The following is a 19,412-nucleotide window of genomic DNA, read 5'->3' as shown; positions in this document are numbered from 1 at the left end:
TTTATGTGCGCCCTATCTACAGACACAGCATGTGGCGCCATCTGCGCCACTTTCAAGGCAGGCATCCGATGAAACCCATGAAACTTTCCCGTTCCGAATTCATCAACATCCGCGGCGCCCGTACGCATGTGCGCCATTGGGGCCGCGAAGGCGCGCCCATCCTGTTCATGGTGCACGGCTGGATGGACGTGGCCGCTTCGTTCCAGTTCGTCGTCGACGAGTTGCAGGGCGACTGGCACGTGATCGCGCCCGACTGGCGCGGCTTTGGCCTGAGCGACTACACGCAATCGGACACCTACTGGTTCCCCGACTACCTGGCGGACCTGGACGCCATGCTGCTGCATTATTCGCCGGATGCGCCCGTCAACCTGCTGGGCCACAGCATGGGCGCCAACGTGGCCGGACTGTACGCGGGCGTGCGCCCGGAGCGCATCAGCCGCTTCATCAACCTGGAAGGCTTCGGCATGATGGCAACGCAGCCGGAGCAGGCGCCGGGCCGCTACGCCAAGTGGCTGGACGAATTGCGCGAGCCGCCCGCCATGCGCAGCTATCCTTCGCAGCGCGCCGTGGCCGAGCGCCTGCAAAAGACCAATCCGCGCCTGCCGGACGAGCGCGCGGCCTTCCTGGCCGAACACTGGTCGGCGCGCAACGAGGCGGGCGAGTGGGACATCCTGGGCGACCCGCAGCACAAGCGGGTCAATCCCATCCTGTACCAGGTGGAAGAAGTGATGGCGTGCTGGCGCCGCATCACGGCGCCCGTGCTGTGGGTGGAGGCCGATGACACGAATATGTGGCAATGGATGGGGCCAAAGGAACAGGCGCGCATCGAAATCGACCGGCGTTTGGCCTGCATCAAGGATGTGCGCTGCGAGATGATGGCGGATGCGGGCCACATGCTGCATCATGATCAACCGCAGGCACTGGCGCGCCTGGTGGAAGCGTTTTTGGCCTGATGTGTGTCGGGAACGCTGCAGCGCGATTGGCCAAGCAGCGTACAATGAAAACTTCTTCCATGCTGAGCCCGTGCAGGGTATTGTTTTCACATGCTTAAAGTCGACCTGCATTGTCATTCGAATATCTCCGACGGCGTGCTGTCACCGGCCGCCGTGGCCGCTTACGCGCGCAAGGCGGGCGTGGACGTGTGGGCGCTGACGGACCACGATGAAGTGTCCGGCGTCGCCGCCGCGCGCACGGCCGCGCTGGACCTGGGCATGCGCTTCGTGGCCGGCGTGGAAATTTCCATCACGTGGGCCGGCGAAACCGTGCACATCGTCGGCTTGCAAGTCGATGAAAACAATCCGGGTCTCGTGCAGGGCTTGCACCGCACGCGTTCGGGGCGCGACGCGCGCGGCCGCGAAATCGCCCGCCAGCTGGACCTGGCCGGCATCCCCGACGCCTATGAAGGGGCCTTGAAATTCGTCGGCAACCCGGACCTGATGTCGCGCACGCACTTTGCCCGCTACATCGTGGAAACGGGCAAATGCGCGAACATCCCCGACGTGTTCAAGAAATACCTGTCGGAAGGCAAGCCGGGCTACGTCGAGCATCGCTGGGCCACCCTGGCTGAAGCGGTCGGCTGGATCCGCGGCGCGGGCGGCGTGGCCGTCATCGCCCATCCGGGCCGCTACCGCTTCAGCGACATGGCGCAAGGCGTGCTGTTCGATGAATTCAAGCAACTCGGCGGCGTGGCCATCGAAGTCGTCACGGGCAGCCACAGTCCGGACCAGTATCCGGAATACGCGCAGCTGGCCAATGCCTACGGCTTCCTCGCCTCGCGCGGCACGGATTTCCATGCGCCGGGCGAGTCGCGCGTGGATTTTGCCATGTTGCCGCCATTGCCATCGAATGTCACGCCAATCTGGCACGACTGGTTCTAGGGCGCGGCTGGCCTGCGCCTGCCGCGCGGGCTTGAAAAGTCGCGACTGCATACTTATCTTTTAGTTATTCTTGTTTTCCGGAGCCATCGCCCATGAAACGTATCGTCCTGTTTATTGCAACCAACCTGGCCGTGATGCTGGTGCTGTCGCTCGTGCTCAGTTTGCTGGGCGTGGGCAATCCGGCGCGCGGCAGTACCCTGAACCTGGGCAGCCTGCTCGTGTTTTCGCTGGTGGTGGGCTTCACGGGCTCGATCTTTTCGCTGTTGATCAGCAAACCCATGGCCAAGTGGAGCACGGGCGCGCGCGTGATCGACAATCCGACGTCGTCGACGGAGTTGTGGCTGGTCAATACCGTGCGCGCGCTGTCCGAGCGGGCCGGCATCGGCATGCCGGAAGTGGCCGTGTACGAAGGCGACGCGAATGCGTTCGCCACGGGCGCCTTCAAGAATTCGGCGCTGGTGGCCGTGTCCACGGGCTTGCTGCAAAGCATGAACCGCGATGAAGTGGAAGCCGTGCTGGGCCACGAGATCGCCCACGTCGCGAATGGCGACATGGTGACCTTGACCCTGATCCAGGGCGTGGTGAATACCTTCGTCGTCTTCATGGCCCGCGTGGTAGGTTTCTTTGTCGACAATGTCCTGTTGAAAAATAACAACCGCGAAGGCGGCGGACGCGGCATCGGTTACTTTGTGACCGTGATGGTGTGCGAAGTGATCTTCGGCTTGCTCGCTTCCATCATCGTGGCCTGGTTCTCGCGCCAGCGCGAATTCCGCGCCGACGCCGGTTCCGCCAAGCTGCTGGGCAGCCCCACGCCGATGATGCATGCGCTGGCCCGCCTGGGCGGCGTGCCGCCGGGCGAGTTGCCGCAATCGATGCAGGCGCTGGGCATCAGCGGCGGCAATGGCGGCTGGGGCGCGCTGTTCGCCACCCATCCACCGCTGGAACAACGCATCGCCGCGCTGCGCAGCGTACAATAATGCCAACTTAACAAGCTGGTTCGCCAGAACGCTTACACATGAGTCAATTTTTTCATATTCACCCCGACAATCCGCAATTGCGCCTGATCAAGCAGGCGGCGCAGATCATCCAGTCCGGCGGCGTGGTGGCCTTGCCCACCGACTCCTGCTACGCGCTCGTGTGCCAGCTCGACGACAAGGGCGCCGTCGAGCGCCTGCGCCGCATCCGTGGCGTGGATGAAAAGCACCATTTGACCTTGCTGTGCCGCGACTTGAGCGAGCTGGGCGTGTACGCCCGCGTGGACAACCGCCAGTTTCGCCTGCTCAAGGCGGCCACGCCCGGCGCCTACACGTTCATCCTGGAAGCGACGAAGGAAGTGCCGCGCCGCCTCAGCCATCCTTCGCGCAAGACCATCGGCCTGCGCGTGCCGCAGCACCGCATCGTGCAATGCCTGCTGGAAGAGCTGGGCCAGCCCCTGCTGGGCGCGACATTGACCTTGCCGGGCGACGAAGACAGCCTGACGGATGCCGACACGATCCGCGAGCGGCTGGAAAAACTGGTCGACCTGATCGTCGACGGCGGCGTCTGCGCGCATGGTCCCAGCACCGTGATCGACCTGACGGGGCCGGAGCCGGAAGTGGTGCGTGTGGGGCGGGGCGACCCGGCCGTGCTGGGTTTGTAGGCGGCATTGCGCGCCCGTACTGGCGCCGGTCTTCACCTGTTCTTAATGACAACGTAAGAAAGGGGCTGGGACTGCTCTGGTAGAATCGCGGTCATGAGCGATTTCAATACGATAGTCCAGACCGTTGCGGTCTACCTGGTGCCGGTGCTGTTTGCCATTTCCCTGCATGAGGCGGCGCACGGCTACGCGGCCCGCTATTTCGGCGACCCCACGGCCTCGAACGAGGGCAGGCTGAGCCTCAATCCCATGCGGCATATCGACCCTTTCGGCACGATCTTGCTGCCCTTGATGCTGTATTTCACGATCCAGGTGCCGTTCGGCTATGCCAAGCCGGTGCCCGTCGATTTCAGCCGCCTGCGCAATCCGAAGAAGCAGATGGCCTGGGTGGCGTTTGCCGGGCCTGGCGCCAATTTCGTCATGGGCCTGGGCTGGATGATCGCCTTTGTCGTGCTCAGCGTCCTGCCGCCGACGGAAATGGGCATGTTTTTCCGCAAGATGGCGGGCGCCGGCGTCAGCGTGAATGCGGCCATGTTCGTCTTTAACCTGATTCCCGTGCCGCCCCTCGATGGCGGACGCATCATGACGGGCTTGCTGCCGATGCAGCTGGCGCGCCCTTACGCCAGCATCGAGCGCTACAGCCTGTATGTCTTCGGCGCCCTGGTGCTGCTGATGTACACGGGCATCTTGAACCGCGCCTTGCTGGCGGCGATCGAATTTGTCATCGGCATTTTTGTCACCCTGGTCACGCCCCTGACGACGATATTGACTTGATGCCCGCAACTGGATGGACGCACATAATTGATGGAAGTACCGATGCAAGCAACTGAACCAATATTAGAAACCGAAGCGATTTCCGGCTGGCTGCGCCGCTGGGCGCCCCTGATCCCGGGCGGCGAGGTGCTGGACCTGGCCTGCGGCGCAGGCCGCCACGCGCGCCACCTGGTAAGCCTGGGCCACCCCGTGATCGCGCTCGACCATGATCCGGAAATGCTGGAAAAGGCGGCTGGCACGGGCATCACCACCTCGCTGGTGGACCTGGAAGCGCCGGGCGCCGTGTGGCCTTTCGCTCCCGGCCGCTTTGCCGGCATCGTCGTCACCAATTATCTGCACCGGCCGCTGCTGGACGCCATGGTGGCCAGCCTGGCGCCCGATGGCGTGTTGCTGTATGAAACGTTTGCCGAGGGCAATGAACAGTTCGGCAAGCCGTCGAATCCGAAATTCCTGCTGAAGGAAGGCGAAATGCTGACCTGGGCGGTGCAGCACGGCTTGCGTGTGGTAGCGTATGAGGATGGGCGCGTGGAACAGCCAAAAGCTGCTCTGGTGCAACGAATTTGCGCCGTCCGGCCGGATTTTCCACGGTTGGCAGCCCTGCTGCCGACGTTTTGAGCGGCCATACTATGTCAGAATGCACCACAGGCGCGGGCTATCCGCTACAATCGTTGTTTTATTTATCGGCGCTATAAACTTACTATGATCAAGGGCAGCATTGTAGCAATCGTCACCCCGATGCACGCAGACGGCAGTCTGGACTTTCCAGGTCTGCGCAAGCTGATCGACTGGCATATCGCCGAGGGTACGGACGGCATCGTCATCGTTGGCACGACGGGCGAATCGGCAACAGTCAGCGTGGAAGAACACTGCGAACTGATCCAGTTGACCGTCGAACATGCCAAGGGACGCATTCCTATCATCGCCGGCGCCGGAGGCAACTCCACGGCCGAGGCCATCAAACTGACGCGCTACGCGAAAGAAGCGGGCGCCGATGCTGTCTTGCAAGTGGTGCCGTACTACAACCGTCCTACCCAGGAAGGCATGTACCAGCACTTCAAGGCCATCGCCGAAGCCGTCGACATTCCCGTCATCCTGTACAACGTGCCTGGCCGTACGGTTGCCGACATGAGCAACGAGACCATCGTGCGCCTGTCCGCCATCCCGAATATCGTCGGCGTGAAAGATGCGACCGGCAATATCGGCCGCGGCATCGACCTGCTGCGCCTGGTTCCAGCGGACTTCGCCGTGTACTCGGGCGACGATCCGACGGCCATGGCGCTGATGTTCTGCGGCGGCCACGGCAACATTTCCGTGACGGCCAACGTTGCGCCGCGCGCCATGCACGAACTGTGCGTGGCAGCCATGGCGGGCGAGCGCGCCACGGCGATTGCCATCAATAACAAAGTGTTCCCTTTGCACCAGAAATTGTTTGTCGAGCCCAACCCGGTGCCCGTCAAATGGGCGCTGGCCGAAATGGGCCTGATGCCAGCCGGCATACGCTTGCCGCTGGTGCCGCTGGCTGAAAATTGCCATGCCACCGTGCGCGATGCCTTGCGCGACGCTGGCATCCTGTCTTAAGCCGAACTTCAAGCCCGGGCTTGACCAGCCCGGACCTTTCCTGATTCCAGCTGCTACTTAGCTTCTTATCCAGTTACGACATGACTAATTGCAAGAAAACCAAACCGGCGCCTGCCACCATCGCCGTCCGCGGCATCGTCATCGGCGCCGTCGCAGCCAGCCTCGCGGGCTGCGGCATGATCAGTTCGGTAGTCGGCGGCGACAAGGTCGACTACAAGTCGGTCAAGAAAGCCAGCACCCTGGACGTGCCGCCTGACCTGACGCAATTGCAGCAGGACAACCGTTATTCCTTGCCGGATTCGAAAAACGGCGTGGCCACGGCTTCCGGCTACAACGCGCAGCGCAACGCCACGGCCGGCACGCCCGTCATCGTGGGCGCCGACGGCGTGGTGGGTGTCGTGCCCGTCACGGCCGGTGGCGTGAAGGTCGAGCGCGCGGGCAACCAGCGCTGGCTGGTCGTCAAGCAGTCGCCTGAAGTGCTGTGGCCGCAACTCAAGCAATTCTGGGAAGATTCGGGCTTTACCGTCGCCATCGACCAGCCTACGGCTGGCATCATGGAAACCGAGTGGAACGAAAACCGCGCCAAGCTGCCGCAGGACTTTATCCGCAACACCATCGGCAAGGCCTTCGATTCGATGTACTCGACTGGTGAAAAAGACAAGTTCCGCACCCGCGTGGAGCGCCTGGCCGATGGTTCGACCGAGATCTACATCAGCCACCGTGGAGTGGAAGAGGTCGTCACGGGCCGCGACAAGGAAACCACCACCTGGACCGCGCGTCCTAACGATCCGGGCCTGGAGGCGCAATTCCTGGCCAAGCTGATGACGCGCCTGGGCGCGGCCAGTGACGAAGCACAGGCGAAGACAGCCGTTGATGGCGCCATCGTGCAGCCGCTGCACGCCAAGCTGGTTGGCGACGCCGCCACGCCGGCGCGCGCCATCGAAGTCGATGAAGGTTTCGACCGCGCCTGGCGCCGTGTCGGCCTGGCGCTGGACCGCGTCGGCTTCACCGTGGAAGACCGCGACCGCACGCAAGGCACGTATTTCGTGCGTTACGTCGATCCGGACGCGGTCAAGAAGGATGGTTTCTTCTCGAAACTGTTCAGCTGGGGTTCGTCGTCCGACAAGGACAAGGAAGCGCAGCGCTACCGCGTCCTGGTCAAGGCCGGCAATGGCTCGACCAGCCTGGTCAGCATTCTCAGCAACGAAGGCCAGCCCGATGTCTCGCCAGTGGCCGAGAAGATCATGGGTTTGCTGAACGAGCAGCTGAAGTAAGCGGTGCATTCGCGGCGGGTATCGCAACCTGCCGCGCAATAAAAAAGGCTGATCCGGGAAACCGGCGCAGCCTTTTTTATTGCCTGCGTCCGGCCTTATATCCTGCGGATAAAACGCCGGACGCAAAAAAGCCGACCCGAAGGTCGGCTTTTCCTAGTGCAGGGTGCTAAATTACTTAGCAGCCGATGCAGCAGCCGAAGCAGCCGAAGCAGCGTCGGTAGCAGCCGAAGCGGCAGCCGAAGCAGCAGCAGCAGCGTCGGTAGCGGCCGAAGCAGCAGCGTCAGCAGCAGCAGCTGGAGCAGCTTCAACTGCTGGTGCTGGTGCTGGGGTTTCAACTACTGGTGCTGGTGCAGGAGCTTCTTCTTTTTTGCTGCAAGCAGCCAGAGCAACAACCATCAGGGAGGCGATCAGCAGGGATTTTTTCATTTGTTTTCCTTAATTATTTCAAAAAATAAATCAATATTGTTGCGATGAATAATTACCGGTAATTATCGCTCGTTAGGTCGTCTTCGAAGGCTTTTCGTACCAGGTGGTGCCTGCCAGACAACGGAAACTTCCTAACCGAATATTATAGCGATTTTTGGTGCGTCGCAATAGGAGCAAGAGGCAAATTCGCAACTATTTTGTGATATCGCAATATTTGCCGAAGCAAATTGCAAGCAAGTGTAAGCGATTTGCGAAAGCGCGACAAAACGATATAAAAATAATATGTTTTATTGCGCTAACGCAGATGCTGTTATTTTACCTACTGTAATACCACTTTGCTACGCCGCCCCCATTCAAGCCAGTTCGAGCCAGCCATCCTGATACCACGTATATAACGCATCCATCACGTCATCGGAAGCCTGGGCTACGGCGGCGCCATCGAGGGCGCGTTCGTTGGCCAAGGTTTCCAGGGCCGCTTTATCGGCCTTGCCAATGGCAAACGATTCGCCATTGATGAAGACATTCTTGCCACGATACAGCATCAGAGTCTTGCGCGACAACACGACACCCTTTTTCTGTGCGGCGTCCGCGAAGCGGCCTACCGTCAGCGGCTTCGACAGCGGCGTGAAAAATACATTGTGCTTCGGTTCCGACAGGTGTTCACCGAGGAAAATGGTCACGTCTTCTTCCGTGAAGCGCACCTTGTTCATTTCTTCCGCGATGGTGCTGAGCATTTCACGGGGGATTTCCGCCGGTTTGCCCGACGCTTTCAAGTCCGGATCGCTATAGATGCCCGGCAAGTCGATCGAGTCGGCCATGAATTGCAGGAACGCTTCGCCCAGCTCCTGGAACGTGGGCGAGCGGAAGCCGATCGAATACGTCTGGCAATCGCCGATGGCCACGCCGTCGTGCGCGTAGTGGGGCGGCAGATACAGCATGTCGCCCGGTTCCAGCGTGAATTCTTCATCGGGCGTGAAGTTGCTGAGGATTTTCAGCGGCAAGCCGTCGATCAGGCTCAGGTCTTTTTGCGCGCCGATGCGCCAGTGGCGCTTGCCCTGGCCTTGCAGCAGGAATACGTCATAGGAATCGAAATGCGGGCCCACGCCGCCGCCATCGGTGGCGAAGCTGACCATCAGGTCGTCCAGGCGCGCGTCCGGCAGGAAGCGGAACTGGCGCAGCAGGGCGTCGGCCTTGGCGCTGTGCAGGTTGGCGCCCTGCACCAGCAGGGTCCATTCCTTCTGTTTCAGCGAGGGCAGGCTGGTCAAAGGGCCTTGCTGCATGTTCCAGTGGCCGTCCGCATGGCTGACCAGGCGCGATTCGACGTGATCGAGGGTAGCCAGCTCGGCCAGGGCCTTGAAATCGAACAGCGCCTTGAAGCCAGGCACGGCTTGACGGATCAACAAGGGTTTTTTATGCCAGTAGTCGCGCAGGAATTGCGCCGGCGTGATATCGCCGAGGAGAGTTAATGTTTTCATGCGCCCATTATAACAACCGGAAATGCAGGAATGCGCCTGCCGTTGGCGGCGTGAAGGTATAATTTGCCAGCTTATACAATGAAAGGAAGCATAATGAAGATTGCCAAAAATACGGTCGTGACTGTCAACTACAAACTGTCAGACGCGCAAGACAATCTGATCGAAGACGGCCGTCAGCCGATGGTCTACCTGCACGGTGATTATGAAAACACCCTGCCGAAGATCGAAGAAGAGCTCGACGGCAAGGAAGTTGGCTATTCCAACACGATCCAGATCGAACCGGATGATGCTTTCGGTGAATACGATCCAGCCCTGGTGAAGGTCGAGCCGCGCAATCGCCTGCCTGAGCCGCTGGAAGTGGGCATGCAGTTCGAAGGCATGCCGGAAAGCGATTCGCCGGATGAAGAAGCGATGATCTTCACGGTCACCGATATCGCCGACGACAAGGTCGTGCTGGACGGCAACCATCCACTGGCCGGCATCGCGCTGCGCTTCTCGCTGACCGTCGCCGACGTGCGCGAAGCCACCGAAGAAGAAATCGCCCATGGCCACGTGCATGGCGCACACGGCCATGACCATGGCGATGAAGATGATGAAGGCGAAGGCGAAGAGGGCGACCACTTCCGTACGCATCCGATTCATTAATACTGCTTGTTCCAGGCCGGCTCTATGCCGGCCTGTTCGTTTGTGCGCTGTTACTAACGGCGCACAGTCGACGCCTTGGTTCGCGCTTGCGTCGATGGCCGCGTGGCGCGTTGACGTACCTCAAAGAATGGGGTCTTGCCGGGCCGGACGGCGATGGCGGACCAGTCGTTGTCGATGCTGACGTGGCCCAGGTTACCTTTCCAGCTGATTTTCGGCCCGCCTGCCCTGGCTGCGGCCTTTTTACTTTTCCCCTCCTTGCCATCCGCGTCGCCATCGCGCTGCGTATCGACCAATAACACCTTGCCGCTGAACTTCTTGGCCAGGGTGCGGATCTGCTTGCGCGGTCCGGCAAAGCCATCCTGTTTCGAACTGAAGCTGGGCAGCAGCGAATTGTCGTCTTCATCGAGCACGCCCACGTCGCCATCGGAAAACAGCACGATGCCGTCGAGCTGCTTGCGCTGCGCCATGGCGAACAATCGTTGCAGCCAGGAACGGTTGGCGACCAGGCGGTCTTCGAATTCGCTGTTGCGTCCCGCTTCCGGCAAGAAATGGTTGTTATTCGCCGGCAGATTCACGGTGGCAAACAATACGCCGCCGTATTCCCAGTGGGCATTTTCCGCATAGCTGCGGAATTTTGCCGTCGATGACAGCCGCGACAGGGTCAGCTTGTGCTGGCCCAGGCTTTGGTCATCGGCGAAATACACGTCGCGCAAGCGGTTCAGGCGTTCGATGGCGTTGACCCTGCCGCGCGAATTGCGGCAGTTGGCCCAGTCGCTGGCCGACAGCGAGACGATCAGCGGCGGGCCGCTGGCGTCGAGCAAGTCCTTGCGCTGGCCATACAGCTTGTCGCTGCACGACTCGCTGGCGGCCTTGATGCCGGTGGCCACGACGAAGGAGGCATTGAAGGCGCTCGTTTCCGCGATGGCTTTTTTCAGGGGGCCGTCGTCCGGCCCCGCGTTGAAGGAGTGGCCCAGCACGGCAAACTCGAAGCCGGCCTGCTCGCCCGGGGCGGCCAGCGCCTGCCATGGCAGGCTGGCAGCGAGCAAGCCGGCGGCCAGCAGGCGTATCGAACTGCGCCGGCAGGTCATGCGGCGGCCAGCCGTTTCAACTGGTACAGCTGCTCCAGTGCATCGCGCGGGGTGAGCGCATCGGGATCGAGGTCGGCGATGGCGTCGAGCAAGGCTTGCTGCGCCGCGTTCAGCGCGGCCAGCGGCGCCGCCGCTTCCTCTTCTTCCTCTTGCGCATACGGATCGGCGGAGGGCAGCGCGAACAGGTCGCGTTGCGGCGTGGCGTCGAGCGCCTGCGCTTCCAGGCGCGCCAGGTGTTTGCGCGCCGCCTTGATCACGGGCTGCGGCACGCCGGCCAGTTGCGCCACCTGCAAGCCATAGCTTTGCGAGGCGGGACCGGCTTGCACGGCGTGCAGGAAGACGATGCTGTCCTTGTGCTCGACGGCGGACAAATGCACGTTGGCGGCGCTCGGATGACTGTCTGGCAATTGCGTCAGCTCAAAGTAATGTGTGGCAAACAGGGTGAAACTACGGCTGGTGTCGATCAAATGGCGCGCGATGGCCCACGCCAGGGCCAGGCCGTCGAAGGTGGAGGTGCCGCGGCCCACTTCATCCATCAGCACCAAGGAATGCTCGGTGGCGCCGTTCAGGATGGCGGCCGATTCCGTCATTTCCACCATGAAGGTCGAGCGTCCGCCCGCCAGGTCGTCGGTGGCGCCGATGCGCGTGAAGATGCGGTCGATGGGGCCGATGGTGGCGGACGCGGCCGGCACGTAGCTGCCCACGTAGGCCAGCAGGGTGATCAAGGCCACCTGGCGCATGAAGGTCGATTTACCGCCCATGTTCGGGCCGGTGATCAAGAGCAGCCGGCGCTCGTTGACGAAGCGGCAATCGTTGGCGATGAAGCGTTCGATCTGCTTTTCCACCACGGGGTGGCGGCCTTCGACGATGTTGATGCACGGCTCGTCGACCAGTTGCGGCGCGGCCCAGTTGTGCTGTTGCGCATGTTCCGTCAGCGCATTCAGGGTATCGAGCTGGGCCAGGCCTTGCGCAATCGTCTGCAGGGTGCCGATGTGCGGCGCCAGTTCGGCCAGCAGCAGGTCGTACAGCATCTTTTCGCGCACCAGCGCCTTGTCTTGCGCCGACAGGGCCTTGTCTTCGAACACTTTCAGTTCGGGCGTGATGTAGCGCTCGGCGTTTTTCAGGGTTTGGCGGCGGCGGTAGTCGTCCGGCACCTTGTCCGTCTGGCCGTGCGTGACTTCGATGTAGAAGCCATGCACCTTGTTGTATTCGACGCGCAGGTTGGCGATGCCCGTGCGCGCGCGTTCGCGTGTTTCCAGGTCGAGCAGGAACTGGCCCGCGTTTTCCGACAGCGCGCGCAATTCATCGAGTTCCGCGTCGAAACCGGTGGCAAAGACGCCGCCGTCGCGCACCATGGCGGCCGGTTCCTGCGCCACGGCGCGCACCAGCAAGTCCAGGCAGGCCGTCGGTGTGGCCAGGGCAGCATGGATGGCGGCCAGCAAGCCGCTTTCGCCGCCCTGGCCATGGCCATAGCAGCGCACCACGTCGCCGCGCAGGGCCGGCAGTTGCAGCAAGCCGTCGCGCAGGGCGGCCAGGTCGCGCGGACGGGCCGACAGCAGGGCGATGCGCGTAGTGATGCGTTCGATGTCGGGCACTTGCGCCAAGGTGGCGGCGAGCGGACCGGCCGCTTCGCTTTGCGCCAGCGCGGCGATCGCTTCATGGCGCGCGCGCGCCACGTTCTGGTCGCGCCGCGCATGGTGCAGCCAGTGGCGCAGCATGCGCGAACCCATGGCCGTGCGGCAATGATCCAGCAAGGAGAACAAGGTCGGCGATTCCTGGCCGCGGATGGTTTCCGTCAATTCCAGGTTGCGGCGCGTGGCCGCATCCAGGCCGATGAATTCGCTTTCCGTTTCCGTGATCAAAGAGCGCACGTGCTGCAAGCCGCGACCCTGCGTCGATTGCGCATAGCGCAGCAGCGCGCCGGCCGCGCCGAACGCGGCGCCGAGGCCATCGGCGCCAAAGCCCGTCAGGGTCGCCACGCCCAATTGGTCGAGCAGGGCCTTGTGGCCGCCCACCACGTCGAAATGCCAGTCCGGCACGCGGTTGATGTGCGTGCCTGCATAGTCGTCGAACAGGTTGCCGTTGTCGCCGCTCAAGATTTCGGCCGGCACGATGCGTTCCAGTTCCTGCTGCAGGCGCACGGCCACGGTGGCGCTGTCGCCGGAAAACTCCATCAGCTTCAAGGCACCGCTGGCCAGCGACAGCCAGGCCAGGCCCGTGGTGACCGTCTTGCGCTGCGTGATGCTGCACATGGCCAGCAGCGGGCGCTCGGCCTTTTCAGGCAGCAAGTCCGCATCCGTCAGGGTGCCGGGCGTGACGACGCGCATGACCTTGCGCTCGACGGGGCCCTTGCTGGTGGCCGGATCGCCGATCTGTTCGCAGATGGCCACCGACTCGCCCAGCTTGACCAGCTTGGCCAGGTAACCATCGAGCGAATGAAACGGCACGCCGCACATCTTGATGGGGTTGCCGCTGGCCACGCCGCGCGCCGTCAGGGTAATGCCCAGCAGGCGCGAGGCTTTTTCCGCGTCCTCGAAAAACAGCTCGTAGAAATCGCCCATGCGGTAGAAAACCAGCATCGTCGGGTGGTTTTCTTTAATACCAAGATATTGTTGCATCATTGGCGTAAGCTTTTCAGCGGAATTCTTCTTTGCCGCGGCGGCGTTGATTTCTTTGGGGACGGTGGTCATGTGTTCTTTGTCGTTGGTCCGGCGGCAGGAAACGCATGCCTGCCGGGCTGTGGGTGGTGCTGTGTGCATTCAAGGCCGCGCCAGGGGGCGGAGCTTGGGTTCAAGGCCGTCATTTTACCGCTTTCGGCGGGCGGGGCGGCGTATTGCGTGCGGATGTGAAAAAGCCGCGCCGATGGAGGTGGCGCGGCTTGGATATCCGGTAGTACTAACTGTTGGTTGAAAAGTATCTGTTGATGGTGTAAGGATTACGTCTCGACGTTCCCACCCACAGATGCTTCCGGATCAAAACTGAAGACGCGCAATTCCGGCAAGTCTTGCTCACCTCGAATAATGCGCACGGTCAGTACGAACGAAAGTTCCCAGCGGCCCTTGCTCTGACCCACGTCAAGGTTGTGTTTCCATTCCTGGCGGATGCGGCGCAGATCGGGCAGGGCTGGATCAGGCGGCAATACATGAGATTCAAAATCCAGGGGCAGCTGATAGGCGGCGCCGGCGGCTTGCAGGAAGGGCGAAGGCAGCGAATAGCGGGTGGGTACGTCGGGGCCGATCTGGGTCAGCTGGGGTACGCTGATCAGGCAGCAATCGACTATTTGGAAGGAGGTAAAGCCACTTGCCTTTGTGCCACAGCAGTTGACTTCCAGGTAGACGTGCTGGCCTTGCTGGAAGTGCACTCCTCCCATGTAGGGGCCATGGCGTGGGTCCGCGCTGCCGTCACAAGAAGTAAACGCATAGTCAAGCTGGTTGGTGATTTGGTCTGCATCAAAATGCACGGATAACTTCATCCAGGGGCTTACAGGCGTCATTTTTTATTGTCTCTTTCCAGGTTGATGAGAAATTGTTGGTAGCGAGCATCTCGCCGTAGTGTCAACAGATCAGGTGCCGATTCGATCAGGTTGATGGGGTAGCCGCGCTCCATCGCCTGTTTCAAAGCCGCCATCGCTTCGTTGCGCTTGCCTAACAGCTCATAGGTCAGCGCCGCCCTGAAATGGATATCGGGCAATGTGGGCGCTAGCCGGATGGCTTGCGTTACATGCCATAGCGCATCGTCTCGCAAGCCCGCATAGGCTGCATACAATGCCAGCCGGGAGTTGACCTTGGGGTCGTCCGGAGAGTGTTGCAGCATGACTTTGATCAAAGTGATGGCACGGCGGTAGGAATCGCGCGACAGTTCTATCTGACCAGGCACCCAGCGTTGGGCGTCCGCCAGATTTGCCCATAGCAGGTAGTTACCAGGGTTCCCTTTGTTTTCTGAGACGGCATTTTTAAAGGACTGGACTGCTCCCAGATAGTCGCCCTTGTTAAACAGGGCATTCCCTAGGTTGGTATACAGTTCCCAGTCGGGATGCACCTGCAATCCTTGCTGCAGGACTTGCAGGGCTTCATTGCCGCGATTCAGGCGTTCAAGCGTAGCGCTAAGCTGGGCATACGCATTGGCCACCTGCGGATCCATTTGTATGGCTTTCCGAAAGAGTTTTTCAGCTTCCGCGTAATTGCCCTGGTTGTAATTCATCCTGCCCAACATCGAAATAAAAAGGCGATCACGGGGATACAGGGCGATGGCCTTGTCAAGCACATCCCTGGCTTGATCAAATTTTTGTGCGTAGATGAGCAGGCGTGCCTTGCCGTACATGCCCAGCGGATTGTTTGGGTCCAGATTCAGTGCCGTAGTAATTTCCTGCATTGCTTGCCGACGGTCGCCATGATGTTCAATAGCCCAGGCTTGCGCCACATGGGCCAAAGCTAATTGGTCGTCTGTAGTCAATGCCTGTTTCGCAGCGACGTCCGCGCGTTGCAGCCAGGTTTCATCCCGGTTGCTGCCTAAATAGCGCAGTGTGAAAACCAGCGACAGGCCAGCATTTGCCGCAGCATGCTCTGGATTATGTTTAAGTACAGTGCTGAAATGTTCAATGGCCTGTGTCTGCGCGTCTTCTCTATCAAACACCCGCAACGCTTCCATCCCCGCCGCCATGCTGGCCATTTCCGAATACGGCGCGGGCGCTTTTTCGCCCGTGACGAACGATTTGACGGCAGGAAGGATATTGGGCAGCTGCCATCCCGCCAGTACGGCCAGCAGCGCCACGCCCGCGCCCCATTTAAGCGTGCGCTTGCGGGGCAGGGGCAGGCGGATGGAGACGCTGGCGGGGGGTTCTTCCTTCGCGGGTATCTCGTCGGCAAGGGGCGTGGCCAGGGTGGGCGGCTCCCCGCGCTGCGCCCCGATCGCCTCGCGCACGTCGCGCATGGTGCGCGGCCGTTCGGCCGGGTCGTGCGCCGTCATCGCGCGCACGAGGGCGTTGATGGCGGGCGGGACGGAGTCGGGCAGGTCGGGCCATGGTTCCGTCGCCTGCATGTGAGCGGCGGCCAGGGCCAGGCCGTTCAGGTGGGCGAAGTGGCGCTGGCCGGCCAGCATTTCGTACAGCATGGCGCCCAAGGCATACACGTCGCCGCGCGTGTCGGGCAGGCGGCCCATCAGGCGTTCGGGCGCCATGTAGGCGATGGTGCCCTGCAAGTCGCACAGGGTGGTCGTTTGCGTGGCTTGCGGGTCGATGTGGCGCGCCAGGCCGAAGTCGAGGATGCGCACCTTGCCGTCCGCCTCCAGCATCAGGTTCGACGGTTTCAGGTCGCCGTGGACCAGGTCCATGGCGTGCGCCTCGTCCATGGCGTCGGCGATCTGGTAGGCGATGTCGAGCGCCCCCTGCAAGTCGGCCTTGCCGCTGTGCATGAACTGCCCCAGGGTCTGGCCTTCGACCAGTTCCATGACGATGGACTGGCTCGTGCCCTGGCCCTCGATGGCGAAGATGCGCACGAAGGCGGCATGCTTGAGCGAAGCGGCCAGGCGCGCTTCATTGATGAGTTTTTCCGGATGCAGCACGTCGGCTTGCGGTTTCAGGCGCTTCAGCGCCACGCTACGGCACAGCTTGGCATCCCAGGCTTCGAATACATGGCCGAAACCGCCTTCGCCCAGCAAGCGGCGCACTTCATAGTGCCCGCTGATCGTGTCGTCTTGCGGCGGGGTCTGACGCAGGGAGTCGAGCAGTTCCATATACCTTGGCTTCAGAGTGCATCAACGTGGGCATCCAGCATCGAGAGGGTCAATGCGATGTTGGAATGCTCAAGATGATTGATTTTGAGTAACTTCCTGATTTAAAACGATTGTTTCGAATAAGTCAATTAATATTGACAAGGAGTGAACAAAAGCTGCCATTGACGCCGATTGCCATTTCGGCGCCCGGCAAGCCGTCAATGTGTTCGAACGCAATGACGACCGTTGCGTAGCATCCGATAATGCAGGCGGGAGCGGCCCGTATGGACAGGTGCCGCGCTATGCGTTGGACAGGGAGAGGAGGCAGTATGCGTGGCGTGATCCGCTTGAACGACCCCACCAGCCATGGCGGCAAGGTGGTGGGCGCGGCGCCGAAGAGTACCGTGCTGGGCGTGGCCGTGGCGCGCAAGGGCGATCCTTGCGTCTGCCCGATCAAGGGCCACGTGCGCTGCGTGATCGCCGAGGGCGATCCGCTGGTGCTGATCGACGGCGTGCCCGTGGCCTTCGACGGTCACAAGACCAGCTGCGGCGCCAGCCTGATGTCCACCGTGGGCGACAGCGGGCGCGCTTAGGCCACGCTCGTGTCGATGGCCGCGCCCAGCTTGTCGACGATCTCGTCGACATGGCTGGCGTCGATGATGTAGGGCGGCGCCAGCAGGATGTGGTCGCCGTGCAGGCCGTCGATGGTGCCGCCCATGGGGTAGCACATCAGCCCGTTCTGCATGGCGTGCGCCTTGATGCGCGCGTGCAGGCGGCGGGCCGGGTCGAACGGCTGCTTGGTATTGCGGTCCTGCACCAGTTCCAGGCCCAGGAACAGGCTGCGGCCGCGGATGTCGCCCACGTGCGCATGGTTGTCGAAGCGCTGGTGCAGCCGCTCTTGCAGCAAGGCGCCCATGGCGCGCACATTGGTCAGCAGATCGCGTTCCTCGATCTGCCGCTGCACGGCCAGCGCGGCGGCGCAGGCCGTGGCGTGGCCGATGTAGGTGTGGCCGTGCTGGAAGAAACCCGTGCCGGCGCGAATCGTGTCGCGGATGTCTTGCGACACCATCACGGCGCCGATGGGCTGGTAGCCGGCGCCCAGGCCCTTGGCGATGCAGATCAGGTCAGCCGTGACGCCTTCCTGCTCGCAGGCGAACAGGCTGCCCGTGCGCCCCATGCCGCACATGACTTCGTCGAGGATCAGGAGGATGCCGTGGCGCTGGCAAATGGCGCGCATGCGCTGGAAGTAGCCGGCAACGGCGGGCAGGGCGCCGGCCGTGGCGCCGACGATGGGTTCGGCGATGAAGGCCATGACCTTGTCCGCGCCCAGCGCGGCGATATGCTCTTCCAGCTCCCGGCCCAGGCGCGCCACGTAGTCGCCGTCCGTTTCATGGGCTGCCTGGTCGCGCCAGGCATAGCAGGGCGACACGTGGGTGACGCCAATCAGCAGCGGTTCGAACTGCTGGCGGCGCCAGGCGTTGCCGCCCGTGGCCAGCGCGCCCAGGGTGTTGCCGTGATAGCTCTGGCGGCGCGCGATGACGTGGCGGCGCTGCGGCTGGCCCCGTTCGACGAAATACTGGCGCGCCATTTTCAGCGCGCTTTCCACCGCTTCCGAACCGCCCGAGACGAAATACACGCTGTCGATGCCGGCAGGCGCCCGGGCGACGAGGAAATCGGCCAGCTGCTCCATCGGCTCGGTGGTAAAGAAAGAGCTGTGCGCATACGCCATGCTGGCCACCTGCTGCTGCACGGCGGCGATCACGGCCGCATCCGAATGGCCGAGGCAGGAGACGGCCGCGCCGCCGCAGGCATCGAGGTAGCGCTTGCCATCCGCATCGATCAGGTAAGGGCCGTCGCCGCCCGTGGCGACGGGATAGCTGGCGGTCAGGCTGCGGTGGAAGACATGGCTCATGGCGTCGCTTTCTTATCGGCAAGGGGGAAGATGGCCGATTATAGGATGCGCCACGTCATATTACAACGTTTGATGTGTTTGTATTTAATTTACATCATTCGATGTTTTTACGTAAGCGCCCAGCGCCCGCAATTGCTGTTCCGCCGCGCCGATGGCCGTGACGGCATCGGGCCCCGCGCGCGCCACCAGCAGTTCCACCAGGCTTTCCACGGCCGCGACGCCGGCCACGATGGAGGGGAAGAACGAGGGGCTGTCGACGGCGATGACGATGCTGGCGTCGGCCTGCAGAGCCAGCGGCGACATGGCGCTGTCGCTGATGGCGACCACCCGGCAGCCGGCCTGGCGCGCCGCCTGCGCCACCAGCAGCGCTTCGCTCGAATACGGTGCGAAGCTGACGACGACGACGGCTTCGTTCGCCTGCAGGGCGCGCAAGTCCATTTCCAGGGTGCCGCCCTGGCCGCTCAGCAGCTGCACGCTGGGGCGCAGCAGCCGGTACAGGTAGTGCAGGGTGTAGGCGATGGGGTGGGCGGCGCGAAAGCCGGCCACGTGCACGCGGGGCGCCGCCAGCAGCAGATTGGCGGCCCCGTCCAGGGCGGCGTGGTTGGCGCTTTCCGTGGCGGCCAGGTTGCGCTGCTGCACTGTGAACACTTCGGTGACCAGGTCGCGCTCTTTCCCCTCTTTGCCGGCCAGCGCGCCGGCTTTTGCCGCGTAGCCGCTTGGTCCCGCGCGCAGGCGCTCGACGAAGATGGCCTTGAGTTCGGGCCAGCCGGCAAAGCCCAGCTGCTGCGCCAGGCGCACGAGGGCGGCCGATTGCACCTGCGCCCGCGCGGCGATGCTGCGCATCGACGAGACGGCCACTTCGTCCGGGTGATCGGCCAGGTAGCGGGCGCCGGCCTGGAATTGCGGACTCAGCTGCGCATGGCGCGCCTTGATCAGGTCCATCAGTGCCGCATAGGAATCGTGGGGTGTCGCTGCCTGCATCGCCGTGCCTCAGTTGATAGGTTGCGGCGATGGTACA

18 protein-coding genes are annotated in these 19,412 nt (G+C 62.3%); 10 read left to right on the top strand and 8 right to left on the bottom strand.

Features of this window, described 5'->3' with window-relative positions:
• Positions 1–77 precede the first annotated feature (77 nt).
• The 8 genes from OX460_RS10410 (at position 78) to bamC (ending at position 7,139) form a co-directional block, all read left to right on the top strand.
• Positions 78–953: an alpha/beta hydrolase gene (locus OX460_RS10410; RefSeq protein WP_251350382.1), complete on the top strand. Its 876-nt coding sequence runs from the start codon at positions 78–80 to the stop codon at positions 951–953.
• A gap of 90 nt (positions 954–1,043) precedes the next feature.
• A complete protein-coding gene (locus tag OX460_RS10405) occupies positions 1,044–1,877 on the top strand; it encodes a 3',5'-nucleoside bisphosphate phosphatase (RefSeq protein ID WP_099666946.1) in 834 nt (277 codons plus the stop codon).
• A gap of 92 nt (positions 1,878–1,969) precedes the next feature.
• A complete protein-coding gene (htpX, locus tag OX460_RS10400) occupies positions 1,970–2,854 on the top strand; it encodes a protease HtpX (protein WP_099666947.1) in 885 nt (294 codons plus the stop codon).
• A 38-nt stretch (positions 2,855–2,892) separates the two neighbouring features.
• On the top strand, positions 2,893–3,516 hold the full coding sequence (locus OX460_RS10395) for an L-threonylcarbamoyladenylate synthase (RefSeq protein ID WP_077407642.1): 624 nt from the start codon (positions 2,893–2,895) through the stop codon (positions 3,514–3,516).
• Positions 3,517–3,609: 93 nt separating this feature from the next.
• Positions 3,610–4,287: a site-2 protease family protein gene (locus tag OX460_RS10390; RefSeq protein ID WP_289898595.1), complete on the top strand. Its 678-nt coding sequence runs from the start codon at positions 3,610–3,612 to the stop codon at positions 4,285–4,287.
• 42 nt (positions 4,288–4,329) lie between these two features.
• Positions 4,330–4,902 carry a class I SAM-dependent methyltransferase gene (locus OX460_RS10385; RefSeq protein WP_289898594.1) on the top strand — a complete coding sequence of 191 codons (573 nt, stop codon included), beginning with the start codon at positions 4,330–4,332 and terminating at the stop codon, positions 4,900–4,902.
• 84 nt (positions 4,903–4,986) lie between these two features.
• Positions 4,987–5,865 carry a 4-hydroxy-tetrahydrodipicolinate synthase gene (gene dapA, locus OX460_RS10380; RefSeq protein WP_099666950.1) on the top strand — a complete coding sequence of 293 codons (879 nt, stop codon included), beginning with the start codon at positions 4,987–4,989 and terminating at the stop codon, positions 5,863–5,865.
• Between the two features lie 80 nt (positions 5,866–5,945).
• Positions 5,946–7,139: an outer membrane protein assembly factor BamC gene (gene bamC / locus OX460_RS10375; RefSeq protein WP_289898593.1), complete on the top strand. Its 1,194-nt coding sequence runs from the start codon at positions 5,946–5,948 to the stop codon at positions 7,137–7,139.
• 171 nt (positions 7,140–7,310) lie between these two features.
• Here bamC and OX460_RS10370 read toward each other — a convergent pair whose 3' ends face one another.
• Positions 7,311–7,565: a hypothetical protein gene (locus OX460_RS10370; protein ID WP_034783358.1), complete on the bottom strand. Its 255-nt coding sequence runs from the start codon at positions 7,563–7,565 to the stop codon at positions 7,311–7,313.
• A 353-nt stretch (positions 7,566–7,918) separates the two neighbouring features.
• Positions 7,919–9,040, bottom strand: coding sequence for a cupin domain-containing protein (locus OX460_RS10365; protein WP_251350385.1), 1,122 nt, complete (start codon positions 9,038–9,040; stop codon positions 7,919–7,921).
• 93 nt (positions 9,041–9,133) lie between these two features.
• Here OX460_RS10365 and OX460_RS10360 point away from each other — a divergent pair, with 93 nt between their 5' ends.
• Positions 9,134–9,685 carry a peptidylprolyl isomerase gene (locus OX460_RS10360; protein ID WP_099666953.1) on the top strand — a complete coding sequence of 184 codons (552 nt, stop codon included), beginning with the start codon at positions 9,134–9,136 and terminating at the stop codon, positions 9,683–9,685.
• A 53-nt stretch (positions 9,686–9,738) separates the two neighbouring features.
• Here the strand turns inward: OX460_RS10360 and OX460_RS10355 are convergent, their stop codons facing one another.
• The 4 genes from OX460_RS10355 to OX460_RS10340 form a co-directional block, all read right to left on the bottom strand.
• A complete protein-coding gene (locus OX460_RS10355) occupies positions 9,739–10,773 on the bottom strand; it encodes a hypothetical protein (RefSeq protein ID WP_289898592.1) in 1,035 nt (344 codons plus the stop codon).
• Positions 10,770–13,463 carry a DNA mismatch repair protein MutS gene (mutS, locus tag OX460_RS10350; RefSeq protein ID WP_289898591.1) on the bottom strand — a complete coding sequence of 898 codons (2,694 nt, stop codon included), beginning with the start codon at positions 13,461–13,463 and terminating at the stop codon, positions 10,770–10,772. Before mutS ends, OX460_RS10355 begins: the two co-directional genes overlap by 4 nt.
• 245 nt (positions 13,464–13,708) lie before the next feature.
• On the bottom strand, positions 13,709–14,266 hold the full coding sequence (locus OX460_RS10345; RefSeq protein ID WP_251350388.1) for a hypothetical protein: 558 nt from the start codon (positions 14,264–14,266) through the stop codon (positions 13,709–13,711).
• On the bottom strand, positions 14,263–16,503 hold the full coding sequence (locus OX460_RS10340) for a serine/threonine-protein kinase (RefSeq protein ID WP_285817151.1): 2,241 nt from the start codon (positions 16,501–16,503) through the stop codon (positions 14,263–14,265). Before OX460_RS10340 ends, OX460_RS10345 begins: the two co-directional genes overlap by 4 nt.
• Positions 16,504–16,811: 308 nt before the next feature.
• Between OX460_RS10340 and OX460_RS10335 the strand changes: the two genes are divergently transcribed.
• The gene (locus OX460_RS10335) at positions 16,812–17,075 is read left to right on the top strand and encodes a PAAR domain-containing protein (RefSeq protein WP_289898590.1); all 264 of its coding nucleotides are present in this window, start codon (positions 16,812–16,814) and stop codon (positions 17,073–17,075) included.
• Here the strand turns inward: OX460_RS10335 and OX460_RS10330 are convergent.
• Together OX460_RS10330 and OX460_RS10325 are read right to left on the bottom strand one after the other, a co-directional pair.
• Positions 17,072–18,394, bottom strand: a complete 1,323-nt coding sequence (locus OX460_RS10330; protein ID WP_289898589.1) for an aspartate aminotransferase family protein — start codon at positions 18,392–18,394, stop codon at positions 17,072–17,074. The two genes, OX460_RS10335 and OX460_RS10330, sit on opposite strands and share 4 nt — an antisense overlap.
• An 84-nt stretch (positions 18,395–18,478) precedes the next feature.
• Entirely contained in the window at positions 18,479–19,375 is an 897-nt protein-coding gene (locus OX460_RS10325; protein WP_289898588.1) for a MurR/RpiR family transcriptional regulator, read from the bottom strand.
• Positions 19,376–19,412: the final 37 nt, after the last annotated feature.

Source organism: Janthinobacterium sp. SUN033 (assembly GCF_030397595.1).
Classification (GTDB): Bacteria; Pseudomonadota; Gammaproteobacteria; order Burkholderiales; family Burkholderiaceae_D; genus Janthinobacterium; species Janthinobacterium kumbetense.
The sequence above is the reverse complement of the archived record's forward strand: the minus strand, read 5'-3'. Positions and strand labels throughout refer to the sequence as shown.